The organism is Actinoplanes sp. TFC3, from assembly GCF_001553785.1.
Lineage (GTDB): Bacteria > Actinomycetota > Actinomycetes > Mycobacteriales > Micromonosporaceae > Actinoplanes.
Genome location: NZ_LOJP01000001.1, coordinates 571367 through 593023, shown reverse-complemented (window position 1 = coordinate 593023; position 21657 = coordinate 571367). Strand labels below are relative to the sequence as shown.

11 protein-coding genes and 1 pseudogene are annotated in these 21657 nt (G+C 70.2%); 2 read left to right on the top strand and 10 right to left on the bottom strand.

Translation table 11 applies throughout. The annotated features are described in order from the left end of the window. Positions 1 to 2: 2 nt before the first annotated feature. Together TFC3_RS02540 and TFC3_RS02535 are read right to left on the bottom strand one after the other, a co-directional pair. A complete protein-coding gene (locus TFC3_RS02540; RefSeq protein WP_067495036.1) occupies positions 3 to 626 on the bottom strand; it encodes a response regulator transcription factor in 624 nt (207 codons plus the stop codon). A gap of 146 nt (positions 627 to 772) precedes the next feature. Further along, positions 773 to 1126: a hypothetical protein gene (locus TFC3_RS02535; RefSeq protein ID WP_067495033.1), complete on the bottom strand. Its 354-nt coding sequence runs from the start codon at positions 1124 to 1126 to the stop codon at positions 773 to 775. Between the two features lie 371 nt (positions 1127 to 1497). Between TFC3_RS02535 and TFC3_RS02530 the strand changes: the two genes are divergently transcribed. Next, entirely contained in the window at positions 1498 to 3747 is a 2250-nt protein-coding gene (locus TFC3_RS02530) for a BTAD domain-containing putative transcriptional regulator (protein ID WP_082772349.1), read from the top strand. 61 nt (positions 3748 to 3808) lie between these two features. Next, positions 3809 to 7252 carry a BTAD domain-containing putative transcriptional regulator gene (locus tag TFC3_RS02525; RefSeq protein WP_067495027.1) on the top strand — a complete coding sequence of 1148 codons (3444 nt, stop codon included), beginning with the start codon at positions 3809 to 3811 and terminating at the stop codon, positions 7250 to 7252. Here TFC3_RS02525 and TFC3_RS02520 read toward each other — a convergent pair. The 8 genes and pseudogenes from TFC3_RS02520 to TFC3_RS02485 form a co-directional block, all read right to left on the bottom strand. After that, positions 7239 to 7538, bottom strand: coding sequence for a YbaB/EbfC family nucleoid-associated protein (locus tag TFC3_RS02520; RefSeq protein ID WP_067495024.1), 300 nt, complete (start codon positions 7536 to 7538; stop codon positions 7239 to 7241). The genes TFC3_RS02525 and TFC3_RS02520 overlap by 14 nt on opposite strands. Positions 7539 to 7564: 26 nt before the next feature. Next, positions 7565 to 10891 carry a right-handed parallel beta-helix repeat-containing protein gene (locus TFC3_RS02515; protein ID WP_067495021.1) on the bottom strand — a complete coding sequence of 1109 codons (3327 nt, stop codon included), beginning with the start codon at positions 10889 to 10891 and terminating at the stop codon, positions 7565 to 7567. Then, positions 10888 to 14133: a hypothetical protein gene (locus TFC3_RS02510; protein WP_067495018.1), complete on the bottom strand. Its 3246-nt coding sequence runs from the start codon at positions 14131 to 14133 to the stop codon at positions 10888 to 10890. The genes TFC3_RS02515 and TFC3_RS02510 overlap by 4 nt, the downstream gene beginning before the upstream one ends. 4 nt (positions 14134 to 14137) lie before the next feature. Continuing rightward, the gene (gene eccB / locus TFC3_RS02505; protein ID WP_067495015.1) at positions 14138 to 15502 is read right to left on the bottom strand and encodes a type VII secretion protein EccB; all 1365 of its coding nucleotides are present in this window, start codon (positions 15500 to 15502) and stop codon (positions 14138 to 14140) included. Between the two features lie 16 nt (positions 15503 to 15518). After that, positions 15519 to 16928, bottom strand: a complete 1410-nt coding sequence (gene eccD, locus TFC3_RS02500) for a type VII secretion integral membrane protein EccD (RefSeq protein WP_067495012.1) — start codon at positions 16926 to 16928, stop codon at positions 15519 to 15521. Further along, positions 16925 to 20890, bottom strand: coding sequence for a type VII secretion protein EccCa (gene eccCa, locus TFC3_RS02495; RefSeq protein WP_067495009.1), 3966 nt, complete (start codon positions 20888 to 20890; stop codon positions 16925 to 16927). The genes eccD and eccCa overlap by 4 nt, the downstream gene beginning before the upstream one ends. Continuing rightward, positions 20887 to 21234, bottom strand: coding sequence for a hypothetical protein (locus tag TFC3_RS02490; RefSeq protein WP_067495006.1), 348 nt, complete (start codon positions 21232 to 21234; stop codon positions 20887 to 20889). The genes eccCa and TFC3_RS02490 overlap by 4 nt, the downstream gene beginning before the upstream one ends. Beyond that, positions 21227 to 21657 (bottom strand): annotated as a pseudogene (locus TFC3_RS02485) (hypothetical protein); the annotation flags it as partial. The gene TFC3_RS02490 and the pseudogene TFC3_RS02485, both read right to left, overlap by 8 nt.

Below are 21657 nucleotides of genomic sequence, written 5' to 3'. Positions count from 1 at the left end.
CCTTAGATCATGCCAGCACGCAGAGCGTACGCGACCGCGTGCGAACGGTTACGCAGCTTGAGGCGGTGGGTGACGCCGTAGATGACGTTCTTGACCGTGCGCTCGGAGTAGCACAGCTCGCCGGCGATCTCGTTGGTGTCGAGCCCGTCGGCCATCAGCCGCAGCACGTCGATCTCGCGCGGGGTCAGCCCCGAGGCATTGAGCCCATTGGGGGTCAGCACGTCGCGCTGCAGCCGCTCGATGTGCTTGAGCAGCTCGCCGACCAGGTTGGGCGGCATGACCCCGCCACCGTTCGCCGCGGCCAGCACGCTGTGCGCGAGCCGGTCGGCGGTCACGGCGGCCCGGGGCAGGATGGCGACCACCCGGCACTCGACGGCGGTGAGCAGCTCGGTCTCGGTGATCTCGCCGGTTACCAGCACCACCGGGGTGCCGAACTCGGCCGCCGAGCGGCGCAGCATGGCGACGACCTCGCCGGTGAGCCGGTCACAGGAGACCACGAGCACCTTGGCCTCGCCACGGTCGGCTGAGCGCACCAAAACGAGTTCCGGACGGGACTGCAGGTAGCTGGCGAGACCCGCTTGGCTCAGCGGGTCAGACGCCTGCAGCGCCACTCGAATCTGTTCCACTGCGACCTCCGGCTTGTCGTTACGAGCCGGGCCAGTCTCCGCAAGAGTCCTTCAGAAAATCTTCACGGCACCTTCAGAGCCCGGCGCGGGCCGTGAAGGTACAGAAATAGACGCAGGTCAGAGGACCAAGATCGGCTGGATGACGATCAGGCGGCGTCGCCCGGTGGAACCAGCCTGCGGGCCTGGCGCATCGCCTCGATGTACTTCGGCAGCTCGGTGACGGCTTCCTCGAGCCGGCCCGGGGCGAGCTGATCGGCGAAGACCGCATCCACCACATCGTCGGCGAGCTCGCGAGGCAACTCGTCGACGCGCTGGGCCGGCGCGTGCTGCCAGATGCGCAACACGCGCAATCGGGCACGAGCCAACGAAAGGGTGCGTTCCAGACCGGAGATGACCGCATCGGCGCGTGCGGAGTCCACCACCAAGCGCCCCTCGGCGGCGAGCGTCAGAAAGAGCTCGCCGGCGAAAGGAGATGAGGGATCTTCGCAGTCGGGCGCCACCAGGCGAGTCCATCAAAACAAGGCCGTTCCGCCAAGGCCGTAACGGCCGGGATGCCCTGCCCGACCCGGTTCTTTGCCCAGCGCGGCCAAGCGGGCGGTACGGAAGGGCTACCGGCGCGTAGCGATTAAGAATCGGTTAAGAGAGATCCATGAATAAGGGAATGGGGCGCTATGGTTGTTCGCACGCACCGATTGGCCGGTTGCCAGCCCGGTATAGATGGGGGCAGGGCCACGGCCGGAGCGGATCAGTAGGCACCTGACGGGGACGTTGGTCGGCGGGCTGCATTAAGTTGTAGCTTCAACCGCCGAGAGCACGGGAGAGATCCCACGACGACGAGGTTGGGAAAGCCATGTCGGCAGAGCACGAAGGCATGGACCTTCGTCTGCTGGGCCCGGTCCGGGCATGGCGGGACGGCACCGAGCTGGCGCTCGGATCGGCCCGGCGGCTCGCGGTGCTCAGTGTGCTCGCACTGCACGCCAACCACTCCGTCTCCCGCGAGTTGCTGGTTGCCGCCATGTGGGGCGAGGACCCACCGGCCAGCGCGACCGGCAACGTCTATACCTACGTGTCAGCCCTGCGCCGGGTGCTCGAGCCCGGGCGCGACCGCTGGGCCGCGGGGCAGGTGCTCACCTCCGGCGGCGGCACCTACCGGCTGCACGTCCGCGAGCGTGACATCGATGTCTTCCGCTTCGAGGCACTGCGCCAGGAGGCCAAGCAGCACCGGGCCGGGGGCGACCGGGCGGGCGAGCTGAACGCGTTGGCCGGCGCGCTGCGACTGTGGCACGGCGAACCGCTGGCCGGGGTGCCGGGCCCGTTCGCCGAGGCGCAGCGGCTGCGCCTGACCGAGCTGCGGCTGGCCACCGCCGAGCGGCACGCCACCCTGCTCACCGAGGTTGGCCGGCACGACGAGGCCATCGCCGTGCTCCGCGCGCTCGTCGAGGCGTACCCGCTGCAGGAAAACCTGCAAGCCATGCTGTCCTCGGCGTTGCAGGCCGCAGGCCGCCCGGCCGAGGCGCCGCGGCTCACCATGCCGCAGCCCGAAGCCGGCGCACCCGGTCCGGCCCGTGTGGCCTACGCCCGGGTGCCGGTGCCCTCCGACCGGGCGGCTTTGCTCGGCCGGGACGCCGAGATCCGCCGGTTGCGCCGGGCCGCCGCCGAGGTCGCCGATGGCCGGGGTCGCAGCCTGCGCATCGAGGGCACCCCGGGCATGGGCAAATCGGCCCTGATGACCGTGGCGCTGCGGGGTGCGACGCCGGCCGGTTGCCGGGTCGGCTGGGCCGTGGGCGACGAACTGTCCCGGCGCATGCCGCTCGGCGTGCTGCTGGAGTGCTTCGAGGCGGCCATGCTCGGCGATCGGGGCCGTGAGCTGGTCAAGCAGATGGTCGCGGTGGCCGGCGAGGCCCTGCACGGACCGGGGGTGGACATCGTGGCCCGGGCGGCTGCGCTGATCCGCGAGGCCGCCGAGCAAGCGCCGCTGATCCTGGTGGTTGACGACCTGCACTGGGCCGACCTGCACACCCTGCAGGTGTGGTCGGCGCTGCACGCGAGCACCGCGGAGTTGCCGCTGCTGCTCATCGCCGCGAGCAGCCCCGGGCAGGCCGAGCTGCGGCGGAACCCGGCTGACGACGTGATCACGCTGGCGGCGCTGGAGCCGGCTGCCGCCACGCAACTGGTTCGCGCGATCGCGCCCGAGCTCCCGGACCCACGGCGGCTGCGCGGGTTACTCACCGAGGCCGGCGGCAATCCGTCGTACCTGCGTCATCTTGCGGCTGGCGGCCCGGAGAGCGCGGCTTTGACCGCGACCGTGACGACCCACTTGGCCGGTTTTACCGAGGAGGCGCGGCAGTTGCTGCGTGCGGTGGCCTACCTGAGTGCGGGGCTGGAGGCCGAGCGCGGCTGCAGCCTGGGTGAGCTGGCTCTGGTGACTGGGCGTGCCCGTGAGGATCTGATTCGTGAGCTCGGTCCCGCGGTGGCCGCCGGGGTGCTCGGTGCGGCAGGGGAATGGGTGGCGTTCCGTCATCTCGTGGTCGCGCGCGTGCTGCACGAGGGCACACCCAGCTCGCTGCGCATCATGCTGCACCGCTCGTTCGCCTCGCGCCTGGCAGACGCCGACGCGCCGCCGGAACGGGTGGTCGCGCAGCTGCTCGCCGGGCCGGTGCCGCTGGACGGCGCGGTGGCCCAGTGGCTGACCGTCCACATCGAGCGGCTCGCCCGCCGGGCGCCGTTGCTGGCAGTAACCGTGCTGCAACGGGCTCGCGCACAATATGCGGTCGCTCCGGCCGAACGCCTGGAACTGACGGCGTGGCTGGCCCGGCTGCTGCTCGACCAGGGACGCAACGGCGCCGCGGAGGCCGGCTGGGTGGCCGCGCGCACCACCGACCCGGAGATGGAAGGCGAGATGCGCTGGCTGGCTGCGGTGACCCACGAGAACCGCGCCGACTACGAGGCCGCTGCGGACCTCGCGCGCGCGGTGCTGCGCGAGCGCCGGGTCTCCCAGCACTGGATCGAACGTTTCCGGTTGCTGCTGGCCCGGGTACGTCCGCACCTGCCGGGTAACCCGACCGTTCCCCATCTCTCGCGATCGGCGATCATCGGTGACGAGGTTTCTGTTATCCGTTGACGGGCAGGTGGTCCCCCTGATGTGAGTGAGGAGCCTCTGCATTCGCAGAAACGGAGGACGTGTGCCGACTACACCGGAACAGCAGCTGCGGGTCTCGGTTCTGGGTCCCGTACGCGCCTGGCTGGGTGAGCGGGAGCTGAGCCTCGGCGCGGCCCGCCAGCGCACCCTGTTCGCGGTGCTGGCGGCGGCCGCCGGCCGGGTCGTGGGCCGCGACGAGCTGATCGAGGGCATCTGGGGTGCGTCTCCCCCGGCCACCGCCGCGGGCAGCGTCTACACCTACATCTCCGGGCTGCGGCGCATCCTGGGTCACGACATGCTGACGTCCGGTCCGGCCGGATACGCCCTGCGCCTCACTCCGGACGATCTGGACAGCGAACGGTACGAAGCCCTGAGCCAGCAGGCCATCGAGTTCGCCGACGGTGGCGATCTGCGCGCCGCGGCCGCGCTGCTCGATCAGGCCAAGGACTTGTGGCACGGGGAGGCGTACGCCGGACTTTCCGGGCACCGTATCGACCTCGAACGGACCCGTCTGATCGACCGTCGCCTGGCCGCCATCGAACTGCGCGCCCGGGCCGGCATCGAGCTGGGCGAGGAGGACGCGGTTGCCAACCTGACCGCCCGGGTCCGCGACTACCCGCTGCACGAGCCCCTGCACGAGCTGCTGATGCTGGCGTTGCACCGCACCGGGCGGCGCACCGAGGCCCTTGAAGTGTTCCGGGCCGCCCGGCGCACCCTGCTCACCGAGCTCGGCGTCGAGCCGGGGCCCGCCCTGACCGAATTGCACCAGCGCATCCTGACCGGCTCGGCCGACCCCGTGGATGCCAACCGCCCGGTGCCCCCGGTACTGCCCGCCCAGGTGGCCCGAGCCCTGCGCGACGGCCTCGAAGGCCGGGTGCTGGCCGGGCGCGACGCCGAGCTGCAGCGGCTGCGTCGGCTGCTGCGCGAGGTGTCGCAGGGCCACGGTGCCGCGGTGTGGATCGAGGGTGAACCCGGCATCGGCAAGTCCGAGCTGCTCACCGCGGCGTTCGCCGACGCCGCCGAGCTGGGCTGCCAGGTGGCCTGGGGTGTGGCCGACGAGCTCGACCAGCATGTGCCGCTGCAGGTGGTGACCCGCGCCCTCGGGTTGGACAGCACGTCGGAGGACCCGCGGGTGGCCACGATCGTGCAGGGCCTGCACGAGGGCAACGCCGAGGAGGCGTCCGTCGCGGCGGTGGCCGACCGGGTGCTCGCGTACGTCCGCGCCGCCTGCGCCATAGCCCCGCTGGTTCTCGTCGTTGATGACCTGCAGTGGGCCGACGAGTCGAGCGTGTTGTTCTGGGACCGGCTGGTGGCGGCCACCCCGCGGCTGCCCCTGCTGCTGGTTGCGGCGGCCCGTCCGGAGCCCAACGGTCATGAGCTGGCCCAGTTGCGCCGCAGCGTGCAGAACCGCCGCGGCCACGCGCTGGCCCTGCGGGCGCTGCCGCCGGAGGCGATCGAGGAGCTGGTGGCCCGGCTGGTCGGCGCGCCCATCGGACCCAACCTGGCTACTGTCGTACCGCGGTGCGGGGGCAATCCGTTGTGTGCCCGCGAGATAGTCACCGCGCTGATGAAACGCGGGGCCGTGCAGATTGCCGACGGCCGCGCCGACATTGACAACTCCGTAGTGGTGGAGCCGCCCCGCTCGCTGCTGGCCGTGGTGCGCGCGACCCTGGAGTTCCTGTCCGCCGACACCCAGGACGTGCTGCGGATGGCCGCCCTGCTCGGCGCTCAGTTCGCCGTCGACGACGTGGTGGCGGTGACCGGGCGCTCGCCGTTCGACCTGATGGCCAACCTGGACGAGGCGCTGACCGCTGACGTGCTCGTGGACGCGGGCACCGACCTGGCGTTCCGGCACCCGTTCCTGCGTCAGGCGCTGTACGAGAGCATCCCCGCCCCGGCCCGCGCGGCGCTGCACCGGCACACCGCCGAGGTGCTCGACGGCGGCGGCAGCCCGGTCACCCGGGTCGCCGAGCAGTTGGCCGCCGAGATCCCGCTGGTCGATGCGTGGATGACCAACTGGCTGGCCCGCCATCACGCCGAGGTGGTCAAGCGGGCCCCGCAGATCGCCGGGAGGCTGCTGCGCCAGGTGCTGGACACCGGCCTGCCGAGCCCGCAGCAGCGCGAGACCCTGCTGGTTGCGCTGGTCAAGCTGGACTTCCGGCATGAACGCTGGCCGATGGACGAGGCCCGCGAGGCCGCCCAGCTGGCGCAGGACCCGGCCGACCGGGCCGAGATGCGGCACCTGCTGGCGGCCATGACGTTCCGGCGCGGCAACGCCGGCACCGCGATCGCGATGCTGGAGAGTTCGCTGCTCGATCCCACGGTGCCGGAGATCTGGCGGACCCGGCACCGGGTGCTGCTGGCCAACTTCCGCCGCGGTGACCTCGACGACCTGGATCGCGCGGACCAGACCGCCGAGCAGTTGCGGGCCGAGGCGGAGGCGGCCGACCAGCCGTACGAAGCCGCGTTCGCCCTGCAGACCAGTTGGCTGACCAACTCCATCCGCCGCGACCACGAACGCGCCCTCGAGTTCGTGGACCGCGGGCTGGACATCATGCGCGACCACCCCACGTTCGCCGGCATGTACTTCGACCTGCTCGACAACCGCATGTTCACGCTGCAGAACCTGGACCGGCTGGAAGAGGCCGAACGTACGCTGCGCGAGGCTGCCCTGTTCGCGATCCGGCACCGGCTGCCGAGCACGCTGCAGGTCGCCTCGGCGGTGCAGTATTTCTGGCTGGGCCGCTGGGATGACGCGCTGGCCGAGGTCAGCGCGGTAACCGATGACGCGCCGGGCATCACCTTTCTGGGCATGCGCGAGCCGGGCGCGGTCAGCATGCTGCTGCACGGCGTCGCGGCGCTGATCGCCGGTCATCGCGACGACGCTGACCTGGCCGCCGGGCATCTGGACGCCGCAGATGTGCTGCCGGCCACCGACGCCGAGCGGGAGAGCTGTGACTTCCTGCTGGTGGCGCGGGCCTTGGTGGCCGAGCAGCAGGACCGCACGGACGAGGCTCTCACGATCCTGGCGCCGCTGCTGGTGCCCGAGTATGCGCCGATGATGCTGCGTCACCAGTGGCTGCCGGACGCGCTGCGGCTCGCTCAGGGCCAGGGCCGCCACGACATCGCCGAGCAGGCCGCCAAGCTGTGCGCCGCCGAGGCCGGCAAGGAGGTGCGCCGGGCAAGGGCCTGGGCCGCCGCCGAACGCTGCCGTGCCCTGCTCACCGATGACCCCGAGCCGGCGCTGGCCGCCGCCGAGCACTATCGCGCGGTGGGCCGGGTGCCGGAGCTGGCGTCCGCTTTGGAGGATGCGGCGGTGCTGCTGGCCACCAACCGGCGTCCGCACGAGGCCGCGCGGGTGGGCGGCGAGGCGGCGGAGCTTTACACGGTGCTGGGTGCGCGCTGGGATCTGCGGCGCACGCATCAGCGCCTCGCCGAGGTCGGTGTCGACCCCACGCGGGAGCCGGTGCCGACTAGTGGAGCGTGATCTCGATCGGGCCCATCTTCTGCTCGGCGAGCTTGCCGGCGTTGGCCGCCGCTGACTGCACGGCCTCGGCGATGGCGAGCTGCAGGGCCTGCACGTCCCGGCGATCAAAAACCGACGGATCCACACGTACGCCCTGAAGTTTGCCCATTCCGCTGGCGACCACTGTCACCGAGCCGTCGGCGGATCGCCCGGTGACGATGGCCTTGCCGAGATCGGTCTGCGCGTCGCGCATCTGCTGCTCGAACGCCTTGGCCTCATTGAGGAACTGCTGCATGTCCGGCTGCACGGACTCTCCTTCCGATGATCCGGGTGCTAAAGCACTGCGGCCAGGCCACCGGTCTGGCGGGTGGCCGCGGCGGTGCCCGTGGTGGTCCGGCCGGCGAGGCCGTTGAGGTCGGCGAGGGCCAAAGTGCGGGATGCGGCTGTACGGGTGAGGCCCCACGAGAACAGGTGCGCCGCCCGGACCGTGCGCTCGGGCAGCCCGGCGGCCAGATCGACCAGCGCGGCGCGTACGTCGTCGGGCACCTCGTGGCCCCGGCGTACCAGGTGCCGCACGACGATTTCGGCCAGCTCCGTCGTCGAATAGCCGGGCATCGCCCAGTCCTGCCCGAACACTTCGGTCACCGCTGGCACGGCTGCGCGCAACTCGCGAAGCGCCTGGTCCTCGCCGATCAGCACGACGACCGGGTCGCCGAGCGCGGGCCGCATCCGGCCCACCAGTTGCTCGATGATGTCCGGACCTGCGCCGGTGCCGTCGTCGGTGTAGTCGACCATCAGCACGCCACCCTCGGCGTCGCGCAGCGCGGCCTCCACCAGGCTCCCGGCCTGCCCCGGCCACTGCGGCGCCAGCTCCTGGCGGGTGGTGACCCGGATCAGCTGCCCGACCGGCACCAGGTTGAGTTCGGAAAGCCCGGCAGCGTAGTGCCGCGCGAACTCACTGCGGCCGCTTCCGCTGGGCCCGGTCACGATCACGTTCGCATGCTTGCCGTACGCCCGCCGCCGGTTGCGCAGTTCGCAAAGCTGCAGCAGCGTCGCACCGACCGCATCGCGCACCGGCGTCGCCCCGACCAGGGCGCAGACCCGGTGCCAGCTGCGGGTGGCATTGATTGCGCCCGCCGGGTTGCTGGCCGCGTCGGGCTGCTCGTTCTGCTCCACCGGCAGGTCCTCGAGCAGGTCCAGCTCGGGGGCCAGATCCTCGGCGGTGAGCCGGTTGAGCTCGTTGTCCTTCGACGGCGGGGTGATCGCCAGCCGCGACGCCTGATTGTTGATCATGGCTTCGAACAACTTGCGCGCCACGCGGCCGTTACCGAACGTCGCATTGCGGGGAATCCGCTCGAAGTACGTGGTGAGCGCGGTCACCCCGTCATCGGTGAGCTCGTAGTAGTGCTTGTTGCACAGGTTCGTAGTGATGGTGACGAGTTCGTCCACTGAGTAGTTCGGGAACTCGACGGTACGGGTGAAGCGGGACGCGAGACCGGGGTTGGACTCCAGGAACTTCTCCATCAGCTCCGAGTAGCCGGCCACGATCACCACGAGTTCGTCGCGGTGGTCCTCCATCATCTTCATCAGCGCGTCGATGGCCTCCTGACCGAAGTCCGGGCCGGACCCGCCGGAGCCCGCCGACAGGGTGTACGCCTCGTCGATGAACAGCACGCCGCCGAGCGCCTTGGTGACCAGCTCGGTCGTCTTGATAGCGGTCGAGCCGATGTACTGGCCCACCAGGTCGGCGCGCGCGGCCTCGATCATGTGGCCCTGCGACAGGATGCCGAGTTCCTTGAGCACCGATCCGTAGAGCCGGGCCACGGTGGTCTTACCGGTGCCGGGCGGGCCGGCGAAGACCAGGTGCCGGCTCATCGGCGGCATCGGCAGGCCCATCTGCTGGCGGACCTGCGACATCTTGATGAGGTTGATCAGCGCGGTGACTTCGTGCTTCACGCCGCGCAGACCGATCAGGCTGTTCAGCTCGCGCAGCGGCCCGCTCAGCTCGTCCTCGGGCGTGCTGGAGGTGTCGCCGACCGGCTCTGGTGTCTCCGGCTGGTGCTGCGGGGGCGCCGGGCTGACCGGCACGGCCGAGGACGGCTGCGACGCCCGCCGGGTGGACAGCAGGTCGCAGGTGAGCTGGGCACCCTCACCGCGGCGGACATCCTCGGCACCGGACTCCTGCACGGTGCACCTGCTGATGGTGACCGGTTCGGTGGTGTCCACCTCGAAACCATTGGCGCCGCTGCCGAGCACCTCACAGTCGGTGAAGACCCCGCGGCTACCGGGTGTGAGGGAGATGCCGGTGCGGCTGGCCCGGCGTACCCGGGTCTGGTTCGCGGTGACGCTGCCGCCGGCGCCGACGTCGAGGCCGTTGCCGGGCGCTTCGAGGATTTCGCTGTCGCCGAGCTGCAACTCACCATCGGCGACCTGCACGCCGGCGCCGCGGATCAGCGCGGACTGAACGGTCAAGGACGAGCCGCCGCTGATGGACAGGACACTTGCGGACGTACCGGTGAATCGGGCTTCTCGGATGCCACCGCGACTGGCCGCACGCACGTCAAGCGCAACGGCGCCGCCCGCCTCGACCTCCAGGTCCGTGCCGTTCAGCACCGCGCCATCCTTGATCAGCAGGCCCGCGCCGCTGGTGATGGACGCGCGCAACCGCTGGACGACAGCCTGGGCAGAACCACTGACAACTGCCAAGTTCTCTTTGGTTCCGTGTACGGTCACGCCCTCGAACCGCGGCGCGCTCTCCCCATCCACGTTGATGCCAGTCGGCGAATCGGCGAACGTGCAGTCGACAAACGTGGGCCGCGACTTGCCGGTCACGTGCGCGGCGGTGTGCCCGGCGGCGCTGAACGTGCACCGCTCGAACCGTGGCGCAGCACCATCGGCGATGTGCGCGGCCTGCAACGTGGCACCGGTGAACGTGGAGTCGCTGAACACCACGTCGACCTCACCGCGCAGGAACAGATCGACGTTGCCACTCTCCGTGACGGTCAACCGCTGGAACCGCGCCCAGCCCCGCTGCTCGACAACGACGGCTGGCTTACCCGCCCGGACGATGTCGCACTGCTCGGCAACCAGCCGCGCCTCGCCGTTCACGCAGACACTGTTGGCGCCCGTGCCCCGGATCGTGCACCGGCGCAACGTGAGCGACCCGGTCTCGCCCACCACGATGCCCGAGGTGGCCACGTCCGTGACCAGGGTGTCCTCGATCGTGCTGGTGCCGGTCGACATGACCACGATGCCCGCTCCGGTGGAGCTGCGGACCTCACACCCTCGCAACGCCAGCGACCCTTGCAGGCGGGCCAGCAAGGTGACCCAGGCGGCCCCGGAGACCCGGCAGTCGTCGAGCGCGACCTCACCGGAATACACGTCCACCGCGGCGAGCTTCGGGTCGGTGCTGGCCAAGGTGATGCCGCGTAGCTGGGCGCCCTCGCCGTGCACGACGAGAACGCTGCCCTCCTCGACGGACACCTCGACCGGGCCGCCCTCGGCCGCGATCGTGATCCGATTACCGACGACGAGCTTCTCCACGTACCGCCCGGGATGCACGGTGATCGTGGCGCCGGCCTCGGCCCGGGCAATCGCGGCCCCGATCGTCGGGTAGGCGCCCGGCTTCCCGCCGCCCACCACCAAGACCTGACGGCTCATCGGCTGCTCCCCTCTTCGCGGCTGGCGGGTCTGGCCAGGCCGGGCAGCACACCGAAGCGGCCTTCCGATCCGGGCCCGACGCGACGCTGCGGCTCGGTGTTCGCCCAGCGCTCCACGCTGCGCCGCAACGATGTGGCGGCCAGCTCGTCCAGGGAGACCCGGTCCGGATCAACCCGGCCATCATCACTGATCTCGTTGGCGCCGATCTCCCGCATCAGAATGGCCCCGCGCTCACCGTTCGACGGCTCGTGCAGCTCCAGGATCTTGTAGTGCGTGCCAGGCAAGAACAGCACCCGGTCGCGTACCCGGTCATCGCCTTCTGGTTCCAGAACCGCAGTCCGCCGTGCCGTCATCGACCAGACCAGAACGTCAGTGTCCCCGTCCTGCCCAGCACACGGCGCGGTGAGCACATTGACGAAAGCCCAGTCCGTAACGATCCGCCGGCTGCGGTACTCATCCCACTCCGCCCCGGTGGGCGTGGTGCGGAAAACGGTGGTCCCTCGGAACGAAGGCAGCCGCGACAACCCACTGACCGCACACCGCGCAAACGGGACATGCGGACCGTTGGCCCCCGACCGCAACCCGACGTCAATCCCACTGCCGCGGTGACTGAGGTACAGCCGCACCGCCACGGAATCGGCCAGCACGTCATTGGAGCTGAGCGCACCGCTGGCCTGCAAACCGGGGTGCTCGCTCATCAGGCGTGAGACGGAGCTGGCCATGACGTCGAAGTCGCGGCTCAGGGTGCGGCGCAGCCAGGAGCGTTCTTCTTCGAGGGAGCGCTTCGGGAGCAGGGCCGAGGCTGCCGGCGGGGGGACGGGCTCGAGGTGGGCTTCGGGCTGCTTCCTGGCTTCCGGCTTGGGCGCTGCGGCGTTCGACGAGGCTGCTGTGTTGGGCGTTGGTGCTGCGGCGTTTGCGGGAGCTGCCGCGTTTGCTGAGGCTGCCACGTTTGTTGAAGTGAGGCCCGTGGGCGGGGCGGGGGGTGCGGACGGGTCGAGCAGGTGAAGACGGTCGACGCCGATTTCCGCAGGTTCGATGCCGGCTGGGTTGCTGGGCGGCGGTGTGCGGTCGACGGGTTCGACCTGGATGGGTCCTACCTGCACGGGTTCGGTCACTCCGATGGTGACCTGCACCGGCTCAGCGGGCGGCGCCAACGGAGCAACGGGCGGAGGCGGCGCGATGGCGGGTGCGGCCGGGGGCACCGACTCCGACGAGGCGATCGACTGCGACGGGGCGATTGGCGCGGGCGGCTCGATGGGCGCGGGCGGCTCAACTGGTGCGGGCGGGGCGATCGGCTCGGGAGGAGCGATTGGCGCGGGTGGGGCTACCGGCTCGGACGCTGCAACCGGCTCAGATCCACCGTCCGGCTCAGACTTCCCGACCAATTCGGACGGCGCCCGCAACTCGGACGACGAGGAAACGGCCGCCGGCAGCGTCGGCACCGACGAAACCCCGGCCGAAGCGACAGGTCCAGCCGAAGCGACCGGTCCGGCCGCGGCGACCGGTCCGGCTGGCCGGGTCGGCTCGGAGCTTCCGGTTGCGTGCCGCGAGCCCGCCAGGTTGATCGGCCGCGGGTCGGCGGCGGAAGGCGTCACCGGTTGAACCGCACCCCCAGGCGCGACCTGTTCCCGAGGCGGCAAAGGCATCGCAACCGCCCGCCCCGCCACAGCCTCAGCCGGCCCCGGCTCAACCACGCGAGACCCGCGCGACTCAAGCTCAACCGCGGCAGGCGCCGCGTACGCGCGGATCTGCTCCGGCTGGCCCATCGCCTGTGCCATCTGCTGGAGTTCGCGCACGTCGAAGCGCTGCTGCACCACGGTAGGCTCAACCGGCTCGATAACCACAGCCTCCACCGCCGGGCCAGCCACAATGGACGCTGCGGGGGGTGGGGCTTGCACCGCGTAAGGCGCCTCCGCCGAGCGCGAAGTGGCCTCGCTGCCACGCAAGATTGCCTCGGCTCGCCCCGCCGGACGCTGGCCGGGTACCAGCACCGAAGCCGGGAACAGGGCCGTGTCCTGTCCGACGCTGGGGTCGACCCGGGCAGCCAGGTCTTCGGTTAGTTCGCGCATGCGGGCGGTCTGCTCGTCCACGGTGTCGTCGTAGATGAGCGTGCTGCCCTCGGGGTCCAGCGGAGTGGCACGGACGCGTTCGGCGTTGGGGGGTTCGTCGGCGGCGCGGATCCAGAGGCCGGCTTGGACTACTTCTACCACGGCGTCGGGGGCGTACCAGTAGACGCGAGGGGCTACTTCTTCGGTCCAGCGCAACGGGCCGCGGTGGCTGAGAACGGCGGGGCGGCGGGCCTTGGAGTTGGGGTGAGCTCGGGGGGCGTAGCCGAGTTCCAGGGCGAACGGGGGCCAGCCGAGCACGCCGTCTGAACGTACCGTGCGAATCTCGAATTTGTGGGGTGCTCCTACCGGGACGCCGGTGTAGCAGATCACCTGCGTGCCCAGCAGATCGGCCAGAGCCTGGCCGAACGCCTCGCCTTCGGGCAGCCGGACGTCGCCGTATTGAACAAAGCGGGTGCGCAGGCGGCTGTCGGGGTCGAGTTCGCGCCAGAAGCGGACCACGTCGTCGAGCGACAGCGGCGCCGTGCCAGGGCAGCCCAGCAGCACCGTCATTGTCTCGGGCTGGCAGGGCACGTCGGCTACCAGGCGCTTGCGGTGTTCCTCGACGATCTCCGATTCGCGGGTGTCGTGGATCCAGACGCCGCCGGGCAGGGGTTCGATCTCGCCGGTGGCGCTGGAGGCGCGCTTGTCGGTGGCCGCTTTGTCCCACATGGGGGTCGGATAGCGCTTGGAGTCCCAGGTCGGCGGCTTGCCGGGGCGGAAGCGGACCCAACCGCTGCCGGGGGTTGAGTGCACGAACAGCGCGCCGGCCGAGCCTCGGACCAGAACACCATCGGGCGCAATGACCGTACGGTTCAAGCGCTCCGACAGCCACTGCCCCGCCATCGCCGCGGCGTTGTGGTGCCGGCCGCACGCCACCAGGCGGATCCCCCGGCGGCGGCGCGGCAGCACTCCGGCCATGGATTCCCAGGAGCCGATCGGCATGCCATCACCCAGGTCGAGGACCACCACGTCGTTCTCGGCGTCCTCGACCACCGACAGCGCCAGCGACTGCGCCTCGGAGCTGATGGCGTCCTCCGCGTGCAGCACCAGCGCGTTGCCAACGGTGTGCTGCACGACGCCACCGGGTTCGTCGCCCCGGCCGCCGCGCAGGATGCTGCGAATCACGGATGCCATGGTTCTACCCCCTCGGCAGGCCGGTGACGGCCTGACGGCTCAGCACGGGTCCCTGTGGCAGCGCGGCCAGCAGGGCTTTCGGGAACGGGATGGGTGTGACGGTGTTCAGTTTGAGCGCCGCGACGGTGTCGGTGCTGGCCAGCCGGTAGGCGGTGCCCTCCTCGGAGATGAAGCTGACCGGCGGCGCTACGGTGCGTGAGGTGGCGGGTGCGGCGAACACGGCCATGCCGGAGGTGGGGCGGGCGAGCACGAACGTGCCCCCGTCGCCGTTCACCCCGGAGGCGTTGCGGTTGGCGTACACGACGAAGCTGGAGAAGTCCTGCGCGGAGACGGGCTGCTGGCGCATGCACAACGCCCGGCCGTCGGCGTCGGCGAGGCGCAGCGAGGCCAGGTCGGGCAGCCGGTCGAGCAGGGAGTTGTCCGGCGACTTCTTCGCGTCCACGATCGCGGCCGGGTCCACATCGACCGGCGAACTCTTGTCCTTGGCGTCGGCGAACAGGAACTCGGTGCGGCTCAGCGGCGCCAGACCGTCCTTGCGCAGCACGAACAACTGCTCGACGCCGGAGTCCGAGCGCTGCCGGAAGAGCATGCCCACCCGGTACGACTTCCCGCCCACTTCCGGCCCCTGCTGACCGGCACCGCTGATCTTGGCTGGGGCGAGCGACGGACCGTCACCGAGCCAGTCCAGCCACATGTCCGGGGCCGCTGGCGGGTCGATGCTGCCCGCGCCGAGGGCCACCAGCACCGCGTCATCCTCGACCTTGTACTTCACGTGGTTCGCGAGCAGATACGGTGTGCCGCTCTCGCTGCGGACCACGGCGAAGTTCTGCGCGGGCAGCGGATCGGACACCGTCTTGGGTTCGAGGTTGACGCCCACGCCGTTCACCGGCCGGCCGGTGGCCACCGAGCCCGGCAGGCAGGTCAGCCACGGCCCCTTCACCAGGTTGTCCGCGCCCGGGATCTCCTTGGGCGCGTTGGTCACGCCGAGCGCGATGCCGCGGGGCACGTCCTTGAGCGAGTTGCGCGAGATCAGCTTCACCTTGGCGTTGGAGCCCTGGATCAGCATCGCCGAGGTCATGTCGGGCGTGGGGTGCAGCGCACCGTCCACGAACACGTAGCGGTTGCCGCTCTCCTTCTCCACCACGATCACGCCGGCCTGCCGGTAGGCCTTGCTGCCACCGGGCACAATCCAGCCGTACACCGCGAAGCCGCCGGTGACCAGCAGGACCAGGATGACGCCGATCAGGAAGCCGGTCTGGGCGCGGCGCCCCGGGATCTCGGCCCGCGTCGGGTCACCCTCGACCAGGGCGGAGCTGAGCCGGCCCACCATGAACGTGTGGGCGTGGACGTGATCCCGTTGAGTCTGCACGCGCTACCGTCCCCGCCTACCCGAACAGTCCCCGGGCCCACACGTACAGGCCGAGGATCTGGGCCAGCACGGGCAGGACCGCCACGCCGGTGGCCACGTCAAAGAACGTCGCCGAGTATTCCCAGAACGGGAGCATCCGCCGGGGGAACGGGCGCAAAGCGGCCATGACCAGCGGAATCATCGCCCCCAGCAGGGCGCTCAACAGGACCCACCGCCAGCCGGGGGTGAGCGTCTGGGAGAGCCGCATGATGACCATCAGAACGCCGACGGTACCGGCGAGGGTCAGGGCGATCCGCTGCCAGAAACCGAGGAAGGTACGGGCGCGCAACAAAATTGCACTCGCGACCACCAGCACATACGTCCATCCGGCCCAGCCCGGCACCTCCATCGAGTAGTGGAAGACCACCGGCAGCACGAGCGCCGAGGTCAGCATGGCCACGCTCAGGTAGGTGTCGGCCTCGTTGGTGCGGTTGCGGACCTCGTCGGAGGGGGCGGGCTCGATGTCGTACGTCATGTCGGCACCGGTCTTGGGTAGCTGCGGGCCGCGCAACCGGGCGAACTTAACCGCCGCGCGCGGGGCCAGCACGATGACCACGAAGATGATCGCCACCGCCGAGGCCGCCGTACGCTGCGCGGTCATCTGCGACGCGGACTGCAGCAACAGCACACCGACAGACACCAGTGCCGTCACCCCGGCAACGAGCATCGGGGCCGGCGGCAGGTACGGAGTAACAGTGCGCTGACACAGCAGCAGCACCGCCACCACGGCCACCACACCCACCGCGAACGCCAGCACCGACGTCTCGTTGATGGCGATGCCCACCGGGTCGCCGTCCACGGCGCTGGACGCCGACAACCCGACGAAGCCGGCCGACCCGGCACCGAACAGCAGCGAGAACGCACCGTCGGGCAGCTTGCGGGCGCACACCAGCGCCGCGACGAAGAAGATGGCACCGACCACACCGCAGCCGATGACCTGCGGCAACGTCGGGCCGCGGTTGGTCAGCACCGCGGCGATAGTGGCCATGCCGACCACCGAGAGCAGCAGGAACAGCACCCTGCGGTATTCCGGCTGCCACCGGTCGTTGCGCCGGTTGACCACCGTGGCGATACCCTCGGCCAGGTCGTCGAAGTCCAGCTCGGGCAGCGGGTCCTCGGCGCGGCGCAGGTATAGCTCCTCGCCTTCGAGCCAGTCGAGGCTCTCGGGCGTGCCGGACAACTCGAACGGCTGCTCGCCGAGGCGCTGCAGTACCCACGCGCCGTCGCCGGCATCGCCCTCGGGCGCGCGCCCGGGCGTCGTGGTGTGGTTGAGCAGCACCGGGAGCAGCGCGGCCACCGAGGTGGTGGCCGGCACCGCGAGGTCGATCTTGCGGTCGGGGCCGATCACCGTGATCCGGCACAGCCCACCGTCCAGCGCCGTGGTCACCCGCGGCCCCCTTCCACGTAACCGGTCTGCATCAGCTTCACGCCTCGCCGGGTGACGAGCTGCGCCCGCCCCGCAGGCAGGCGGCGCGGGGCGGCCTCACCGAGGAACTTGCCCTCTTCCTTCGGGTACGACAGCAGCGTCGCCGGCGTGCCAAGCTCCCACATGCGCCGGATGACCGGGTCCATCATGGCCCGCATCGCCCCCGACGTGCTGCGCGCGATGACCAGGTGCAGCCCGATGTAGGAGCCCTGGGCCAGCAGCGGCAGCAGCGGGTCGAGCGTCGAGCCGACCCCGGAACCCCTGGTCATCAGGTCGTAGTCGTCGACCACCACGAACAGCTCCGGACCTTCCCACCAGTCGCGGCGGCGCATCCGTTCCGAGGAGATGTCCTGCCCGGGCACCCGGCGGTTCATCGAGACCGATGCCTGCCCGGCCAGCTCGTACAGGTTGTCACCGGTGAAGCCGAACCCGACCTGGTAGTCGTCGGTGATCGCGGTGTCCAGGTCACGGCGGGAGTCACCGAGCACGACCTTGGCCTGCTCGGGCGTGTAGTGCTGCTGGATCGCGCGCAGCACCAGCCGCAGCATGTTGGTCTTGCCGGTCTCGTTGTCGCCGAACACCAGCAGGTGCGGGGTGGCCATGAAGTCGTGCCACACCGGGGCCAGCCGCTGCTCGTCCTCGCCGAGGCAGACCTTGAAGTCGCGCTCCGGTGCTGGTAGCTGAGCCACGGGCAGCCGGGTGGGCAGCATCCGTACGGCCGGAGCAGGCGGCCCCGGCCAGAACGTGCTGATCTCCTCGGTGACCGACTTGGTCGCCTCGGCCAGGTCGTCGATGTCCGAACTGCCGTCCATGCGCGGCAGGGCGCCCAGGAAGTGCAGCCCCTCCGAGGTCAGGCCCCGGCCGGACTGGTTGGGCACGGTGGCCGCCTTGCGCGAGCCGACCTCGGACTCCATCGAGTCGCCCAGCCGCAGCTCCAGCCGGGTGCCGAGCAGGTCACGCAACCAGGTGCGCATCTCCGACCACCGGGTGGAGGTGACGATGACGTGGATGCCGAACGACAGCCCCCGCGAAGCCAGCTCCTGGAATTTGGTCTCCAGCTCGGTGAAGTCCTGCTTCATCGTGTACCAGCCGTCGATGACCAGGAACACGTGCCCGAACGGGTCGTCGATCTCGCCGCGCTCGCGCGCCGCCAGGTAGGACTGCATGGAGTCGAGCCCGCGCGCGGCGAACTCGGCCTCGCGGCGTTCCATGACCTGCCCGATTTCCTGGACCGTGCGCACCACCCGGTCGCGTTCCATGCGGGTCGCGATCGAGCCGATGTGCGGCAGCCCGGCAATCGAGGAGAGGCCGCCGCCGCCGAAGTCGAGGCCGTAGAACTGCACCTGACGCGGGGTGTTGGTCAGCGCCAGGCCCAGGATCAGGCTGCGCAGCAACGTGGACTTGCCGCTCTGCGGGGCCCCGGCGATGCCCACGTGACCGTCGGCGCCGCCGAGGTCGGCGATCAGCAGCTCACGCAGCTGCTCCTGGGGCTTGTCGACAATGCCGACCGGCACGCGCAGCCGGCCCTGAGCGGCTGGGTCGTCGACGGTCATGCCGCGTACCGGGTCGGGGACGACGCTGGGCAGCAGGGTGTCCAGGCTCGCCGCGGCGGACAGCGGGGGCAGCCAGACCTGCCTCGCGGGCGGACCCGAACCCGCCAGCCGGTCCAGGATGACCTCCAGCAGGCTCGGCCCGGTGAGCGTCTCGGGGGCGTCGGCTGGTTCCACCGCGTCCTCGGTCGGCCGCACGCGTCCGGGGTCGTGCCGGATCGCCACCTGCCGGGTGGTGAACGGAACGATGTCCAGCTCCGGTGCGTCATCGTCGGCGGTGCCACCGGTCAGGCTGCGACCTGTGTACGTACCGGAAACATAAGCCGATTTGAAGCGGACCAGGTTGGTGGTGTCCAGCTTCAGGTAGCCGTTTCCCGGCTCCGGGGGCAGCTCATAAGCCTTGCCCACGCCGATGACCGACCGGGACTCCATCGAGGAGAACGTGCGCAGCGCGATCCGGTAGGACAGGTGGCCCTCGACCCGGTTGATGCGCCCTTCATCCAGCCTTTGGGAAGCAAGCAGAAGGTGTACGCCCAAAGAGCGCCCCAGCCGCCCGATGCTCACGAACAGGTCCATGAACTCGGCCTTGCTGGACAGCAGCTCACTGAACTCGTCCACGATGATGAGCAGGACCGGGAACGGCACCAGATGCGCCCCTGCGGCCCGCGCCTTCTCGTAGTCGAACAGCGACGCGTAACCGCTGGCGCGCAACAGCTCCTGACGCCGGGTCATCTCGCCGTTCAACGCGTCCTGCATGCGGTCGACCAGCGGCAACTCGTCGGCCAGGTTGGTGATGACCGCCGAGGTGTGCGGCAGCTTCTCCATGCCCAGGAAGGTCGCGCCGCCCTTGAAGTCGACAAGGACCAGGTTGAGAATCTCCGAGCTGTGCGTCGCGGCCAGCGCTACCACCAGCGTACGGAGCAGCTCGCTCTTGCCCGACCCGGTCGCCCCGATCAGCAGGCCGTGCGGGCCCATGCCGCCCTGCGCGGATTCCTTGAGGTCAAGCTCGATGACCTCGCCGTCCTCGGTGACGCCGATGGGCACCTGCAGCCGGTTGCGTTGCGACTGCCGGGACCGCCAGAGTGCCTGCACGTCGAAGGAGTTGGCGTCGCGGATGCCGAGCAGCGTGGTCAGCTCGAAGCTGGTTTCCAACGGTTCGTCGACCACATCGAGGGTGCCGCTGGTGCGCTTCGGGGCGATGATGCGGGCCAGCGCCTCGCACTGCGTGGTGTCGAGCTCATCGCGTACGGCCGAACCAACCGTGTCGCCGGCCGGAAACTGCACGTCCTCGTCGGACACGGTCAGCCGCAGCACCTTGGGGCCACCGGGCATGGCGCCGGTCAGGTCGAGCAGCACCACGTTGCGCATCCCGGCGCCGAGCAACCGGGAGCTGTCCGGCAGGTCGGCCAGGTGCGCGATGATCACGACCAGCGGCTCGGTGGCCGACGGCCGGGCGTTGCGGTCATGGTCGCCGCGATCGGTGATCTCGGCGCCGAGCAGGTCCATCAGGTCGTCGTGGGTGCCCGCGAACATGCGCACCGGACCGGCCGCGTCAAAGGCGGTCGGGTGGGCGTTGTGCGGGAGCCATTTGATCCAGTCCCATGGTCCCCGGTGCACCTCGGCGGCCAGGACGGCCACCCGCAGTTCGTCGGGGGCGTGGAAGGTGACGAGTTGGGCGACCATTGCTCGTACCAGATCGATTGCGGGGTCTGCCGGTCCTTCGAATTCAATGCTGGTGAAGCTGGTCAGCCCGACCGAGATGGGGATGCCCGAGACCGTGCGGTAGGCCTCGGAGAAGCGGCGCAGGGAGATGGAGGCGAGCGGTTCCAGGTCCTCGATGGGTTTGGTGGAGGGTGGGGAGAACTTGAGCATGGCGTTCTGCCGGCCCAGCCCGATGCGGACCCGGCCGAAGTCGTCGTGGCTGGCCCGGCGTTCCCAGAGGCGGCTGCTCATGGCGATCGACCAGAGCCAGGACGGTTGCGGGTTGTTCCAGAGCACGAACTGGCGTTGCTGGTCGGCTGCGGTGCGGGCCTGTTTGCGCAGCTGGGCGATGTAGCGCAGGAAGTCGCGCCGCTCGCCGCGCATCTTGCGCTTACGGTCCGAGGCCGCCTTGCCGATCTGCATGACGCCCATCAGGAGCATGCCCGAGGCCATCGCGCCGCCCATCACGTACATGATCGGGGCTCGGCTGTAGAGGCCGAACATCGCCATCATGGCGCCCATGCCCAGGCCCATCGGCACGATCATCGCGAACGACCGGAAGTCCAGCGGCGCTTCCTCCGCCATCAGGGGAGGTTCCTGCAGCTCAACTTCACCGTCAGGTGCTTCCGGCCCAGCCGCTCGCGGCGGCCGCTTGACCGTGATCGTGCTCATCCGAGCATCCCCGACCCAGAGTCGTTGCCACCCCACACGGAGTTGTCCTGATGCAGGAGCTTGACGGCGTACCGGTCGTTACGGAACCGCTCGGCCGCCTTGTCCTCGTCCTCCTCGTCCTCAACCTTCGAGACGCGCTTGGACGGAGCTTCTTCCTCTTTGGCAGCGGCCTCCGCGGCCTGCCGGGCCCGCCGCCGCTCCCGCATGAGCTGGAAACGCTCCTCGGTGCTCAATTCCGGCCCGCCACACCGCAACGGCTCATCCGAGCCAGCCACCGCTGGTCCCGAGGCCGTCCGCCGCCACACCGCCCGCGGAACCTGCTGCTCCGCCGAAGAATCAGGCATCAGCCATCCTCCCGTCCCGCTCGGTCAGCCAGTCAGACTCGCTGACGTCATCCCAAGCAGCCATGTCCTCATCCCCATCCCCCACCCGGACGACGGGCACGTAATGATCCCCGGGCGGTGTGACACTCTCCCCGCGGCCCCAGGCCCCGTCATCACCCTCCAGCAATTCGGAAGAATCGGGCCGCACAAGCTCGTCGTCGTCGTCGCCATCGGCCCTGCTGGCACGCAACGGCACCATCCCACCGGCACTGGCATCAGTAGGTGCGGCAGGCGCAGGCAACGAAGGCAGGGGCGGGATCACCGCCATGACGGGCTCGGCAGCAACTGCATCGAGGGATACGTCCACAGCGGCTACTCCGGCGGCGTGCTTTTGGTTGTGCGCCTTGGACGCTGCTGCTTCGGGGGTGGGGTGGGGTGTTCCGT

What these genes read in the sequence shown, in the direction of transcription:
- TFC3_RS02515 (WP_067495021.1), bottom strand. Translation starts at nt 10,891, where the DNA reads ATGAGCCGTCAGGTCTTGGTGGTGGGCGGCGGGAAGCCGGGCGCCTAC.
- TFC3_RS02530 (WP_082772349.1), top strand. Translation starts at nt 1,498, where the DNA reads ATGGACCTTCGTCTGCTGGGCCCGGTCCGGGCATGGCGGGACGGCACC.
- eccCa (WP_067495009.1), bottom strand. Translation starts at nt 20,890, where the DNA reads ATGAGCACGATCACGGTCAAGCGGCCGCCGCGAGCGGCTGGGCCGGAA.
- TFC3_RS02510 (WP_067495018.1), bottom strand. Translation starts at nt 14,133, where the DNA reads ATGGCATCCGTGATTCGCAGCATCCTGCGCGGCGGCCGGGGCGACGAA.
- TFC3_RS02490 (WP_067495006.1), bottom strand. Translation starts at nt 21,234, where the DNA reads ATGCCTGATTCTTCGGCGGAGCAGCAGGTTCCGCGGGCGGTGTGGCGG.